Raw genomic sequence first — 11,286 nt, forward strand, 5'->3', positions numbered from 1 at the left:
AAACGGGAAGTAGCTCAGCTTGGTAGAGCACCTGGTTTGGGACCAGGGGGTCGCAGGTTCGAATCCTGTCTTCCCGATTAAATAAAAATATTTTATTTAACACTTCGCGGTGTAGCTCAGCTGGCTAGAGCGTTCGGTTCATACCCGAGAGGTCGAGGGTTCGATCCCCCCTGCCGCGATTTAAGACTTGAACTGGACCTTTAGCTCAGTTGGTTAGAGCAGACGGCTCATAACCGTCCGGTCGTAGGTTCGAGTCCTACAAGGTCCATTTATTTGGACGTTGGTGTCTAGTGTTATGTATTATGGAGGATTACCCAAGTCTGGCTGAAGGGAACGGTCTTGAAAACCGTCAGGTGGGTAAAACCACGCGAGAGTTCGAATCTCTCATCCTCCTTTTCCATTATCGCGGGATGGAGCAGTCTGGTAGCTCGTCGGGCTCATAACCCGAAGGTCGTTGGTTCAAATCCAGCTCCCGCAATCAATGGTCTGTTGGTCCAGTTGGTTAGGACGCCTCCCTGTCACGGAGGAGATCACGAGTTCGAGTCTCGTACAGACCGTTTATGGCTCGGTAGCTCAGTCGGTAGAGCAATGGATTGAAGCTCCATGTGTCGGCGGTTCGATTCCGTCCCGCGCCATTGCTTTACTCATACAATGCGGGTGTAGTTTAGTGGTAAAACCACAGCCTTCCAAGCTGTTGTCGCGAGTTCGATTCTCGTCACCCGCTTTGCATGGGCCTATAGCTCAGCTGGTTTAGAGCGCACGCCTGATAAGCGTGAGGTCGATGGTTCGAGTCCATTTAGGCCCATCTTTGGAGAAGTACTCAAGTGGCTGAAGAGGTGCCCCTGCTAAGGGTATAGGTCGCGGAAGCGGCGCGAGAGTTCGAATCTCTCCTTCTCCGTTGTAACACCATATCACATTTTGATATGACCCGTTGGTCAAGTGGTTTAAGACACCGCCCTTTCACGGCGGTAACATGGGTTCGAATCCCGTACGGGTCATTGTACCATTTAATTTTATTACTATTATCGCGGGATGGAGCAGTCTGGTAGCTCGTCGGGCTCATAACCCGAAGGTCGTTGGTTCAAATCCAGCTCCCGCAATCAATGGTCTGTTGGTCCAGTTGGTTAGGACGCCTCCCTGTCACGGAGGAGATCACGAGTTCGAGTCTCGTACAGACCGTCCGGTAAGGTCTTCCTGTGGGGAAGGCCTTTTTTGGTATGTCAAAATCCATTTTAGGTACCGAATCAAGCGGTGTTGTAAAGGGGTAACCTGGAACTCTAGCAACGAAAATTTGGGGAAGCTAGCATGGCTTGCACCTTCGACCCCCGAGGCGGGAGACAATGCGCCATTAATCATGACTATTAATTAAAATGATGGTACACTAATGGCGCAATAACATTATCTGACGAGTCGTGGTGGATTTGCAGGTGCTTATTGGTGTAATTTTGGTTACAGGCGACTAGTTAGATGATCAAAACTTTAAGGAGTTGAGACAATGACTAAGGAACTCAGCAATCAGGAAATTGAACAGTGGACAACTGAGCGGCTTCGACGTCGTGGAATGAATCCTAAGAATTGGCAACTTATGGCAGTTTTACTTGATCGGGAGGTCTATCTGTTCCGAAATGCGCACCGACGAGAACAAGTTACCGTTTACCAACGGCGCCGGGGTCAGCTGGATATGGGGAATTTGTGGGGTGAGTAGCCCCATAGGTCGGTTAAGAGAAAAGTAGACACTAAAGCGACCGCTCGTCGATAATCTGAGTGGTCGCTTTTTTAGCAGTGATGGTTCAACAGGAATGCCCGTAACTGGGGATCGTGGGCGTATAGGTACAAGCCATGCACACCTCGTTTCATCAAGACGTTGATGGAATTGAGTACCAGTTGTTCCTTGATTAGCCGTAACTGGTGGGGGTCCGTTAAATCAGACCGGCGTTTGAAGGCCTCAACGTCAGTGTACTTAGCCAAGTCAATGGTCAGTTGACCATCTGCGGTTAGCGTAACTGGAGGTCCTAAAATCACCCCGACGTAATTGAGGTCAAATCCTTGGCAAGTGTAGATGGAGCCAACTTCGTTTATGGTTTGGGGAAGTTCCGCCCAAGGAGTTTGCGTATAGTTGTATTGGTCCCAGGGGAGACGAAATCGTCCCTCTTGAATGTAGTGTTTCCCGCCATCGAGCGTTGAAGGGTAACCCGAGGTGGAAACGATTCGCGCCAGCCCCGCTTCCTGATTACGTTGTACAATGGCTTGACGCATCTCTTCAGCATCCGCAAAGATCCGTAAGTCATAGTGGGGACCGCCGGAGGAAGGCACCGGCCGTAAGTCGTGGTGCGTGAAGGCATTGATCCACCGGACTAGGGCATCACTGGCGTGCATCCGGAATTGGTGTGTGAGGCGGTAACGTTCGTGGGGGTATGGCGCTACGAGGTGTTCAAGCCGCTGCTCGGTCCAAAAACTCTTCATTCGTAGAACTTGAGTTTCGTCAAAGACGACCACGATGACTTTAGCCGTTTGCATTAAAGAGGCAAGTTGGTTGTCACCGTAAAAGTTATTATAATGATCAGCTTGAGAAAGTAACAGATGTGCTTCGTCAATAATCAGGACGTCGGCGGAAGTCTTGCCCTGAGCAATCTGGTTGATCAGGGTTGTAGGACGTTGAAAGTCCTTCTTGTAGAGGTGGGGTTGCTGGCCCGCAATGGCACGGTAAACTTTAAGAATTTCAGGGTGGTTAACCAGAAAGTAATTGGTGGTGCCGGCAAGCGACGAAGCGGATTGTGTCCGGTTTGCGCTTTGAATCCGGTTGAAGAGGTGGGCTAAGACCACACTTTTGCCGGTTCCAGCATCGCCGTATAAGCTAAAGATTGCGGGATGTTGTCCGTTTATGTGAGAAGTTATAAAGTGATACATGTGCTGGACTAGGTGCTCCTGGTCGAGCGTTAATGGTAATTCAGGAGAGATTTTATCAAGTGCTGCGTTTGATGGTTGAATAACCCTGGTGCCACCTTTCTGTCAAAAGTCATACCGCCATTGTACCGCGAATCGTGTGCAAAAGAAAAACCCCTTAGTGCAAAGGGGTTAACACTTACTTGGTCTTGGTTAGGGCAATGCGATGATAGCTTGCGGTGTGGTAGTGATTCGCACTAGTCGCGTAGATGTTGAGTGGTGTGAACTCCGGAGAGTTGCGCCAGAGCGAGTAAGCTTGACTGTCTTCCCAGATAGTCAGAAGGCTGTAGCTGCCACTGTCATGTTGCTTGGTCATGACGTACAGAGCCTTCATTCCGTGGGGCAACAGGTTGCTGGCTAACCGGGTCGTCTTGGCTTCGAAAGCCTCGGCAGTGTGCGGATCGAACTTGAAGTAGCTGAAGCTGTAAAATCCCTTCCAGTCAGTGGTTCCTTGGTGTAACCGTACCTGATAGTCTAGTCCAGCGGAAAATAGACTGGGCTGGTCTGAAGCATCAATCAGCTGAAGCCCTTGATTATCACCAGTCGAACTAGCGAGCAAGATTAACTTGCGGTCGGGGTGCTCGGCAATGAACTGCTTGAGAACATCGCGACTACCGAATGTGAATGCTAGATTTCTTAACATAGCGGAATCCCTCCTTGTTAACCCCTTCATTATACCCCGTTTTTTGGGGAAACCTGAAACGTTTACACCTCCGAATAGACGCGCTAAACTAAAGAGAAAAGATCTATGGAAGGGTGATTTGATGGAATTAACAGTTTTAGGATGCTACGGTGGCTATCCGTATAATGGGGTGGGAACCAGTAGCTACTTGGTGACTAGTGGGGACTACCACTTGTTACTGGATTGTGGGAGTGGCGCGTTGACGGCGTTACAGCGTTATCTTGACCCCTTACAGCTGGATGCGGTCTTACTGACCCACTACCACCACGACCATACCGCTGATGTGGGCGTTCTGCAGTATCTTTGGCAGTTGGCTCCGGGGGCCAAGGAAGAACCGGTCTTGCCCATTTATGGTCATCAAGCGGACGCTCAGGCCTTCGCGGGGTTGACTTGGCCCCATGCAACGGAAGGGCACGCTTACCAACCTGATCAAACTTTGACGTTGGGCCCACTGACCATCACGTTTGGACCGACCCATCATCCGGTTCCGGCGTATGCGCCCATCATCACGGAGACGGCTACAGGACGCCGGTTAGCCTTTACGGCGGATACGGCTGCCTTTCCCGAACTAAGTACTTGGGCGCAACAGGCGGATGTCTTACTGGCAGATACTAACTTTTACGCGGATCATCAGGGAACGGCCTGGCATTTGACGTCCACCCAAGCGGGACAACTGGCTCGAGATGCGCAGGTTGGGCGGTTACTTTTAACGCATTTACCACAAACGGGACAATTATCACAGTTGGCTGCGGAAGCGCAAGCCGCTGCCGGGAAAGTGCCCGTTAATGTTGTCCATGCAGGGACTACTTATCGCATTTAATGGTCATGGGTATCAAATAATTTTTAATAAAGACTTCCCTTTTAACTTAAACGTGATATAATGGTATCTATTAAATATAAGTTATATAAAGGAGGATTTACAAATGACTGTGACACTGTTTACGACGCCTAGTTGCTCGTCCTGCCGGAAGGCTCGCCTTTGGTTAGAAGACCATGGAATCGCATATCGGGAACAGAATATTTTTGTGACCCCCCTCAAAGTAGCGGATATTAAGGCCATCTTGCGGTTGACTGAGGAAGGCACGGAAGAAATTATCTCGAAACGGTCTCAGGCCTATCAACAATTAGGTACTCAGCTAGAGGAGTTACCCTTAGGTGACTTGTTTGATCTGATTCGCCGGCACCCAGGAATCTTACGGCGACCCATCATCATGGACGACCGCCGGTTACAGGTGGGCTTTAACGAAGAAGAGATTCGACGTTTCTTACCACGTTCGGTCCGAATTCAAGCCTTACAGACTGCCCAACGTTTAGCGAATGGACAAAAATAAGATGAATTAGTTGCATCTAACTGGATTTGTGGGAAAATACTACTTGCAGTCCAGTTTTTTGTGAGCATTGCTTTACAAGTCTACAAAAACGGTTAGAATGAGTAACAAGGACAATACCCAACCCACGAGAAAGGGGTGTTATTCATGGAAATGGAACGAATCAATGAGAATACGATTCGGGTGGTTATTGGTAATGACGACCTCAGTGAACGTGGAATCACTGTGTTGGATTTGCTGGGTAACCACAAGCAAATCGAAAGTTTCTTCTATAGTATCTTAGAGGAAGTCGACGTTGATCATCAATTCCAAGACAACGATGCGGTGACGTTTCAAGTCTTACCAAATCGTAATGGTCTGGAACTGTTTATCAGTAAGAACGTCGATCCCGACGCGCCAGTTGACGATGAACAGGCTGATGCCAGCGTAGACGCCGATCACCCCGATCAAGTGTCGGATCAGATTAAAGAACACTTACTCGGTAAAGATGGTCGTCGGAAGAATGTCTTTTCTGCGATGGCGGAAGCGAGTCGGCGGAATGCGGCGAGCGAGAGTAACGACGTTGCGGATTATCTGAATGATGATGGTCAACCGACTGTCTCCCAAGTTGTGCGGTTACACGCCTTCGAGGACATGATTAGTCTGGCCCGGGTCTTGCACTTAGACAGTGCGGCCTCGAACCTTTATCAGTACAACGGCGATTACTACTTAGAATTGATTTTCTTTACAAATGAAACTTCACGAGAAGCCATCAAGGACGATATGGCAGTGGCTTATGAGTACGCTGACCGGTCTAAGGTGGCCCCAGATGTCCTGGCAGAGCATGGCAAGTTAGTCATGGAGCACTCGGCACTGGAGTTGACACGGTACTACTTTTTAGACGCTAAATAGTTTAAATTTTAAAAAAGACTAGATGTTCGCTAAAAAAGTGAACACCTAGTCTTTTTATTTAGCCGGCGATTCACTTAAATGATCCAGCAGGGAGACGCTTAAATGGCCAATCAGTGCTTGATTGTATTGCATACCAGCAGATTGAAATTGAGTGATGGCCAGCACTTGTTCCTTGGTGAACCCAGCTTTAATCAACCCGTTGATGCTAGTGGACATCGCGGCCTGTTGCTCCTTTTCCGTTTGGGCGATGCCAGCCTGTAGGGCAGCCTGAATGAACTTGGCATTTTCTTGATGAGACATAAAATCAACCTCCTAAAGATTAAACTTAGTGTAGCATAGAATTTCCTTAGCGGGTATTCTCGAGGAACACCGGAGCGGTGGTTGTTCTTTTGGAAAGCGGTTACATAATTCGCTAATGGGTCGTATAATTAACCCTAAAAGGAGTGGTTAGATGTCAGAGTTAACGGGAAAAGTCGCCATTGTGACGGGTGGATCTTCTGGAATCGGCCTGGCAACTTGTCAACGGTTGGTTAAAGATGGGGCCATTGCCGTTTCAGCAGACCTCGAGGCCCCGGAGGATTCACGAATCAAGTTTGTGAAGACGGACGTTACTGACCAGCGCTCATTGCAGAATTTAGTGGAAACCGTGGTGCGCCAGTATCACCAAATCGATATTTTGGTGGCTAATGCGGGGATCACCGAGCATAAAGCGGGAGTTGCCGACTTAGACGTGGCCAACTGGCAACGGGTCATCGATGTTGATTTGACCGGAGTTGTCTTGACCGATAAGTACGTGGTCCAACAGATGGTCAAGCAGCAGAGTGGCAGTGTCATCAACATGAGCTCCATTTTAGGCGTCGTGGGGGCGGCTAACTCGCAGGCTTACTCAGCTGCCAAAGCCGGGGTGGCGAACTTTACCCGGTCACAAGCCGTGACTTACGCACCGCAGGGAATTCGCTTCAACGCCGTAGCGCCGGGCTACGTGAACACGCCACTACTACAGACACTGCCGAGTGATGTGACGGATAGCATGGTCGCCAAGATGCCCGTGGGCCGGTTGGCTGAGCCATCTGAAATCGCGAGCGTGATTGCTTTCTTAGCCAGTGATGATGCATCGATTGTGACGGGTGCAGTAATCAACGCTGACGGCGGGTACACCGCGCAATAGCTTTAGTCCTAGTGGTTAAAAAGACTGAGACGCTTACGGCGAATCAGTTTTTTTGAACGCAAAACGGCATCCCGCAACAGGGGATGCCGTTTTGCGATTAGCGTCGTTCAATAGCCAACAAGTAGGGTGGTGTGTGAACCTGATTGATGAACCCGTACTGTAAGACTTGGTAGGTCTTCTGGGGAAGGTCCGCACAGAATTGGTGGACGGCTTGTGCTTCCGCGGCGCCACCGGGATGACCGGCGTAGACGACCAGGATGACCCGCCCTCCACGCGGCAGGTGTGGGAGTAAGGCCTTGACCGCGGTGAGCGTGGTGGGGGCGTGAGTGATTTTGGTCTTATCACTCCCAGGGAGGTAGCCCAGGTTGAAAATTGCAGCGGCCACGGTCTGGTCCGGTGCTAAATATTCAGCAACGTGCTCGTGACCGACGTGGTGTAAGCTGACCCGGGACTGCTGGCCGGTGAGGGTCAACTGTGTTTGGGTGTGCGCTAAGGCGACAGCTTGAACGTCAAAGCCGATGACGTGACCGGTGGGACCCACCAACTGGGCGAGAAATAGCGTGTCGTGCCCGTTGCCTACAGTGGCGTCAACCACCGTGGCCCCCGGGTAGACGCAATCTTCTAAAAGGGTGTGACTATAGGTTAAAGCGTTTGGTAAATTCATTAGAAATCATCTCCATGTCGGGTCAAGAACCATTGGGTCACGGTTAGTAGAAAGAATCCCAGTAACCAGCCAGCCAAGACATCCGTTGGGTAATGGACACCGACGTAGACTCGGGAGACGCCAACGGCTAGGATCCATAAGCTGGCCAATCCGGTGATTAAGTACCGAATACCGGGAGACTGGCGTAAGTAGCGCCCGGCCAGCACGATGACCGTGCCCCACAGAAGCATGACGGTGATGGAATGGCCGCTAGGAAAGCTAAAGGAACTGGCCGTGACCAGTCGGTTGACGGTAGGCCGCGGACGCTGCACCAGGTTTTTTAGGATGAAGTTCCCTAATCCGGCCCAGCCTAAAACGTTGACCAACAGAAAGAAGCTGGCACGGTATCGGCGCGCAATCACCAAAGCAACCACCAGAATGATGGTGACCCAGGTGACGGGCTTGGGGTTCCCTGCCGTGGTGACGGCAATGACGGCTTGTGTCATGGGGTGGCTTAGCGGTTGGCGAATCAGGTGAATTAAAGCTTGGTCGAGTTGGGCGACCCAGGCTTGGTGGAAGACGACCCCGAACAGGTCAATCAAAAAGAGGCAGCCGGCAGCCCAAGTCAGGCCCCAGCGCCAACGTGATAGTCGTGGCATACGGTGTACTCCTCAAAACAAATTAGTAGCTCAAGTATAGCACACCGAATTCGCAATTTTAGGGGAGATATCCGCCGGGTGTCTTGCTTTTCTAAAGGGGGTTTGCTAAGATGAGGACAATCACCAATTATCTAAAACGTTGACGAGAAGTAGTAGATGGGATGTGGCCGTCAGAGAGCGGATGGGGCTGAGAATCCGTGACCACTGAATCGAACTTGTCTCTGAGTGTTCTCTGCCGCAAGGTGGGCGTCTGGCGCCGTTATCCGCCACTGAGTCCCAGACATTGGGAAAACGTAGGTGGTACCGCGCTCAAACGCCCTACAGAACGTCGTCATTTGGCGACTTTCTGGGGGCTTTTTTCAACTCAACGTTTTCATTATCAGAAGGGAAGAAAATTCATGGCATACAAACATGAAATAATTGAACGCAAGTGGCAACATTACTGGCGGGTCAATAAGACTTTTGAAGCATCTGATAGCACGTCTAAGCCCAAGTACTACGTCTTAGACATGTTCCCTTACCCCTCTGGCCAAGGCTTACATGTCGGCCATCCAGAAGGCTATACGGCAACGGATATCATGGCACGGTACAAGCGGATGCAAGGGTTCAACGTCTTACACCCCATGGGGTGGGATGCCTTTGGCTTACCAGCTGAACAATATGCTTTGAAGACGGGGCACAACCCTAAGGACTTCACAGCCCACAACATTAAAAACTTTAAGCGTCAGATTCGGTCGTTAGGCTTCTCCTATGACTGGAGCCGTGAAATCAACACCACGGACGAATCGTACTACAAATGGACGCAATGGATCTTTGAACAGCTCTACAAGAAGGGCTTGGCTTACGAAGATAAGATCATGGTCAACTGGGCGCCCGACTTTATGGGCGGGGTCGTTGTGGCCAATGAAGAAGTGGTCGATGGGAAGACGGAACGGGGCGGTTACCCCGTCTACCGGGTTCCAATGCGCCAATGGGTCCTGAAGATCACGGCCTATGCAGACCGCTTGATCGATGATCTGGACGATTTGGATTGGCCAGAAAGTATCAAGGAGCAACAACGGAACTGGATTGGCCGGTCAGAAGGGGCCAGCATCTTCTTCCCAGTCGCTGGGCAAGCAGACCAGAAGATCGAAGTTTACTCGACGCGACCAGACACGTTGTTCGGCGCGACCTACATGGTCTTAGCGCCGGAACATCCGTTAGTTGATAAGATCACGACGCCGGACCAAGCGGCTGCCGTTAAGGCCTACAAGGAATCGATTGAACATAAGTCGGATCTGGAACGGACTGACCTGAACAAGGATAAGTCTGGGGTCTTCACCGGTGCTTACGGGATTAACCCTATGTCGGGAAAGAAATTACCTATCTGGATCGGTGACTATGTCCTGGCTTCTTATGGGACGGGGGCCATTATGGCGGTGCCGGCACACGACGACCGGGATCACGACTTTGCCCAGAAGTTTGAGTTACCAATCATCCAAGTCATTGCGCCAGAAGACGGTGACGTGGACGTCCAAGATGCCGCTTATACGGGTGATGGTCAACATGTGAACTCCGACTTCATGGATGGCATGAATAAGGCTGATGCCATGAAGGCAGCTATCGATTGGTTGGAAGGCCACGGTGCAGGCCACAAGCAAGTCAACTTCCGGTTACGGGATTGGATCTTCTCACGGCAACGCTACTGGGGTGAACCGATTCCCGTTATCCACTGGGAAGACGGCGAGACGACGCTGGTTCCTGAAGACGAGCTGCCATTACGGTTACCAGCGGCTAAGCAACTTGAGCCGTCTGGAACGGGTGAAAGCCCATTGGCGAACCTGGATGACTGGGTCAACGTGGTCGATAAGAATGGCCGTAAAGGTAAGCGGGAAACCAACACCATGCCGCAATGGGCAGGGAGTTCTTGGTACTTCTTGCGGTACGTCGATCCGCACAACGATAAGATGATTGCGGATCCAGAGAAGCTGAAGTACTGGATGCCCGTCGATCTGTACATCGGTGGAGCGGAACATGCGGTACTACACTTGCTGTATGCGCGGTTCTGGCATAAGTTCCTGTACGACTTAGGGGTTGTGCCGACTAAGGAACCATTCCAGAAGTTAGTCAACCAAGGGATGATCTTAGGAACCAACCATGAAAAGATGTCTAAGTCTAAGGGGAACGTCATCAACCCTGATGAAATCGTTGAGAAGCAAGGGGCCGATACCCTGCGGTTGTACGAAATGTTCATGGGACCACTGGAAGCTTCCAAGCCCTGGAGCACGGAAGGCATCAATGGTTCTCGACGCTGGTTAGACCGGGTTTGGCGGTTATTGATCGATGATAACAATCACCTGCGCGACCGGGTCACGATGATCAACGACGGAACGCTGGACAAGAGTTACAACCAGACGGTCAAGACGGTCACGGATGACATCGAAAACATGCGCTTTAACGTGGCAATCTCGCAATTGATGGTCTTCATAAACGACGCGTACAAGGCGGACAGCCTACCGTTGATTTACATGGAAGGCTTCGTCAAGATGTTGTCGCCAATCGCGCCGCACATTGCGGAAGAACTCTGGTCCTTAATGGGGCATGAGGAGACGATTGCTTACGCGAAGTGGCCAACTTATGATCCGAAGCAATTAGTGGAAGACGTCATTGAGATGGTCGTTCAAGTCAATGGTAAGGTCCGGGCACACTTGAAGGTGGCCAAGGATGCCGATAAAGACGCCATTGAAAAGGCAGCGTTGGCGGATGAAACCGTCAAGGCGCACACCGATGGTAAGACGATTCGTAAAGTGATTGTCGTTCCAGGAAAATTGGTCAACATTGTGGCCAACTAAAATGGTTTAAAAAAAGACGATTCAACGCGCAAAAGCCGTTGAATCGTCTTTTTTAAAGGCTCTTTGTCAACTGGTGTTGATGAGTACTAATGTGAGAATCCAATTCATTTACGAATTGGATTCTTTTTTTCGACCTTGATT

The 11,286-nt window shown here is 50.5% G+C and carries 11 protein-coding genes and 13 tRNA genes; 19 read left to right on the forward strand and 5 right to left on the reverse strand.

The window, feature by feature from the left end; genetic code table 11:
- The first annotated feature begins 3 nt into the window (after window positions 1-3).
- The 14 genes from FD30_RS10355 to FD30_RS10420 all read left to right on the forward strand — a co-directional run bounded on the left by FD30_RS10355 (window position 4) and on the right by FD30_RS10420 (window position 1,705).
- Window positions 4-77: transfer RNA gene (locus tag FD30_RS10355), tRNA-Pro, on the forward strand.
- A gap of 28 nt (window positions 78-105) precedes the next feature.
- Window positions 106-179 (forward strand) — tRNA-Met (locus FD30_RS10360).
- Between the two features lie 15 nt (window positions 180-194).
- A tRNA-Ile gene (locus tag FD30_RS10365) sits at window positions 195-268 on the forward strand.
- A 36-nt stretch (window positions 269-304) separates the two neighbouring features.
- Window positions 305-394: transfer RNA gene (locus FD30_RS10370), tRNA-Ser, on the forward strand.
- Window positions 395-404: 10 nt separating this feature from the next.
- A tRNA-Met gene (locus FD30_RS10375) sits at window positions 405-478 on the forward strand.
- Between the two features lie 5 nt (window positions 479-483).
- Window positions 484-557: transfer RNA gene (locus FD30_RS10380), tRNA-Asp, on the forward strand.
- A gap of 5 nt (window positions 558-562) precedes the next feature.
- Window positions 563-635 (forward strand) — tRNA-Phe (locus FD30_RS10385).
- Window positions 636-653: 18 nt separating this feature from the next.
- Window positions 654-724: transfer RNA gene (locus FD30_RS10390), tRNA-Gly, on the forward strand.
- A gap of 6 nt (window positions 725-730) precedes the next feature.
- Window positions 731-805: transfer RNA gene (locus tag FD30_RS10395), tRNA-Ile, on the forward strand.
- Between the two features lie 5 nt (window positions 806-810).
- Window positions 811-898, forward strand: a tRNA-Ser gene (locus FD30_RS10400).
- A 27-nt stretch (window positions 899-925) separates the two neighbouring features.
- Window positions 926-998 (forward strand) — tRNA-Glu (locus FD30_RS10405).
- 28 nt (window positions 999-1,026) lie between these two features.
- Window positions 1,027-1,100, forward strand: a tRNA-Met gene (locus tag FD30_RS10410).
- Between the two features lie 5 nt (window positions 1,101-1,105).
- Window positions 1,106-1,179 (forward strand) — tRNA-Asp (locus tag FD30_RS10415).
- Between the two features lie 316 nt (window positions 1,180-1,495).
- Window positions 1,496-1,705 (forward strand): hypothetical protein, encoded by a 210-nt coding sequence (locus FD30_RS10420; protein WP_056944962.1) that lies wholly within the window; start codon window positions 1,496-1,498, stop codon window positions 1,703-1,705.
- A 71-nt stretch (window positions 1,706-1,776) separates the two neighbouring features.
- Here the strand turns inward: FD30_RS10420 and FD30_RS10425 are convergent, their stop codons facing one another.
- On the reverse strand, window positions 1,777-2,907 hold the full coding sequence (locus tag FD30_RS10425) for a DUF2075 domain-containing protein (RefSeq protein WP_082604901.1): 1,131 nt from the start codon (window positions 2,905-2,907) through the stop codon (window positions 1,777-1,779).
- Window positions 2,908-3,082: 175 nt separating this feature from the next.
- Window positions 3,083-3,586: an antibiotic biosynthesis monooxygenase gene (locus tag FD30_RS10430; RefSeq protein ID WP_056944964.1), complete on the reverse strand. Its 504-nt coding sequence runs from the start codon at window positions 3,584-3,586 to the stop codon at window positions 3,083-3,085.
- 121 nt (window positions 3,587-3,707) lie between these two features.
- Between FD30_RS10430 and FD30_RS10435 the strand changes: the two genes are divergently transcribed.
- From FD30_RS10435 to FD30_RS10445, 3 genes are all read left to right on the forward strand, one after another.
- On the forward strand, window positions 3,708-4,445 hold the full coding sequence (locus FD30_RS10435; protein ID WP_056944965.1) for an MBL fold metallo-hydrolase: 738 nt from the start codon (window positions 3,708-3,710) through the stop codon (window positions 4,443-4,445).
- A gap of 103 nt (window positions 4,446-4,548) precedes the next feature.
- On the forward strand, window positions 4,549-4,956 hold the full coding sequence (gene spxA / locus FD30_RS10440; RefSeq protein ID WP_056944966.1) for a transcriptional regulator SpxA: 408 nt from the start codon (window positions 4,549-4,551) through the stop codon (window positions 4,954-4,956).
- A gap of 144 nt (window positions 4,957-5,100) precedes the next feature.
- Window positions 5,101-5,844 (forward strand): adaptor protein MecA, encoded by a 744-nt coding sequence (locus FD30_RS10445; protein WP_024746553.1) that lies wholly within the window; start codon window positions 5,101-5,103, stop codon window positions 5,842-5,844.
- A 54-nt stretch (window positions 5,845-5,898) separates the two neighbouring features.
- Here the strand turns inward: FD30_RS10445 and FD30_RS10450 are convergent, their stop codons facing one another.
- A complete protein-coding gene (locus FD30_RS10450) occupies window positions 5,899-6,144 on the reverse strand; it encodes a hypothetical protein (RefSeq protein ID WP_056944967.1) in 246 nt (81 codons plus the stop codon).
- Between the two features lie 151 nt (window positions 6,145-6,295).
- On the opposite strand from FD30_RS10450, the gene FD30_RS10455 reads away from it, so the two are divergent.
- Window positions 6,296-7,012: an SDR family NAD(P)-dependent oxidoreductase gene (locus tag FD30_RS10455; protein WP_056944968.1), complete on the forward strand. Its 717-nt coding sequence runs from the start codon at window positions 6,296-6,298 to the stop codon at window positions 7,010-7,012.
- 97 nt (window positions 7,013-7,109) lie between these two features.
- Here the strand turns inward: FD30_RS10455 and mnmM are convergent, their stop codons facing one another.
- Together mnmM and FD30_RS10465 are read right to left on the reverse strand one after the other, a co-directional pair.
- Window positions 7,110-7,676, reverse strand: a complete 567-nt coding sequence (gene mnmM, locus FD30_RS10460; RefSeq protein WP_056944969.1) for a tRNA 5-(aminomethyl)-2-thiouridylate-methyltransferase MnmM — start codon at window positions 7,674-7,676, stop codon at window positions 7,110-7,112.
- Window positions 7,676-8,314, reverse strand: coding sequence for a phosphatase PAP2 family protein (locus FD30_RS10465; RefSeq protein WP_056944970.1), 639 nt, complete (start codon window positions 8,312-8,314; stop codon window positions 7,676-7,678). The genes mnmM and FD30_RS10465 overlap by 1 nt, the downstream gene beginning before the upstream one ends.
- Window positions 8,315-8,712: 398 nt before the next feature.
- Between FD30_RS10465 and leuS the strand changes: the two genes are divergently transcribed.
- Window positions 8,713-11,145 carry a leucine--tRNA ligase gene (gene leuS / locus FD30_RS10470; RefSeq protein ID WP_056944971.1) on the forward strand — a complete coding sequence of 811 codons (2,433 nt, stop codon included), beginning with the start codon at window positions 8,713-8,715 and terminating at the stop codon, window positions 11,143-11,145.
- The last annotated feature ends 141 nt before the right edge of the window (window positions 11,146-11,286 follow it).

It is taken from the genome of Levilactobacillus namurensis DSM 19117, assembly GCF_001434785.1.
GTDB lineage: Bacteria > Bacillota > Bacilli > Lactobacillales > Lactobacillaceae > Levilactobacillus > Levilactobacillus namurensis.

Coding starts and splice junctions, on each gene's coding strand:
- FD30_RS10425 (WP_082604901.1), bottom strand. CDS start 2,907: ATGTATCACTTTATAACTTCTCACATAAACGGACAACATCCCGCAATC.
- mnmM (WP_056944969.1), bottom strand. CDS start 7,676: ATGAATTTACCAAACGCTTTAACCTATAGTCACACCCTTTTAGAAGAT.
- FD30_RS10435 (WP_056944965.1), top strand. CDS start 3,708: ATGGAATTAACAGTTTTAGGATGCTACGGTGGCTATCCGTATAATGGG.
- FD30_RS10455 (WP_056944968.1), top strand. CDS start 6,296: ATGTCAGAGTTAACGGGAAAAGTCGCCATTGTGACGGGTGGATCTTCT.
- spxA (WP_056944966.1), top strand. CDS start 4,549: ATGACTGTGACACTGTTTACGACGCCTAGTTGCTCGTCCTGCCGGAAG.
- FD30_RS10445 (WP_024746553.1), top strand. CDS start 5,101: ATGGAAATGGAACGAATCAATGAGAATACGATTCGGGTGGTTATTGGT.
- FD30_RS10420 (WP_056944962.1), top strand. CDS start 1,496: ATGACTAAGGAACTCAGCAATCAGGAAATTGAACAGTGGACAACTGAG.
- FD30_RS10450 (WP_056944967.1), bottom strand. CDS start 6,144: ATGTCTCATCAAGAAAATGCCAAGTTCATTCAGGCTGCCCTACAGGCT.
- leuS (WP_056944971.1), top strand. CDS start 8,713: ATGGCATACAAACATGAAATAATTGAACGCAAGTGGCAACATTACTGG.
- FD30_RS10430 (WP_056944964.1), bottom strand. CDS start 3,586: ATGTTAAGAAATCTAGCATTCACATTCGGTAGTCGCGATGTTCTCAAG.
- FD30_RS10465 (WP_056944970.1), bottom strand. CDS start 8,314: ATGCCACGACTATCACGTTGGCGCTGGGGCCTGACTTGGGCTGCCGGC.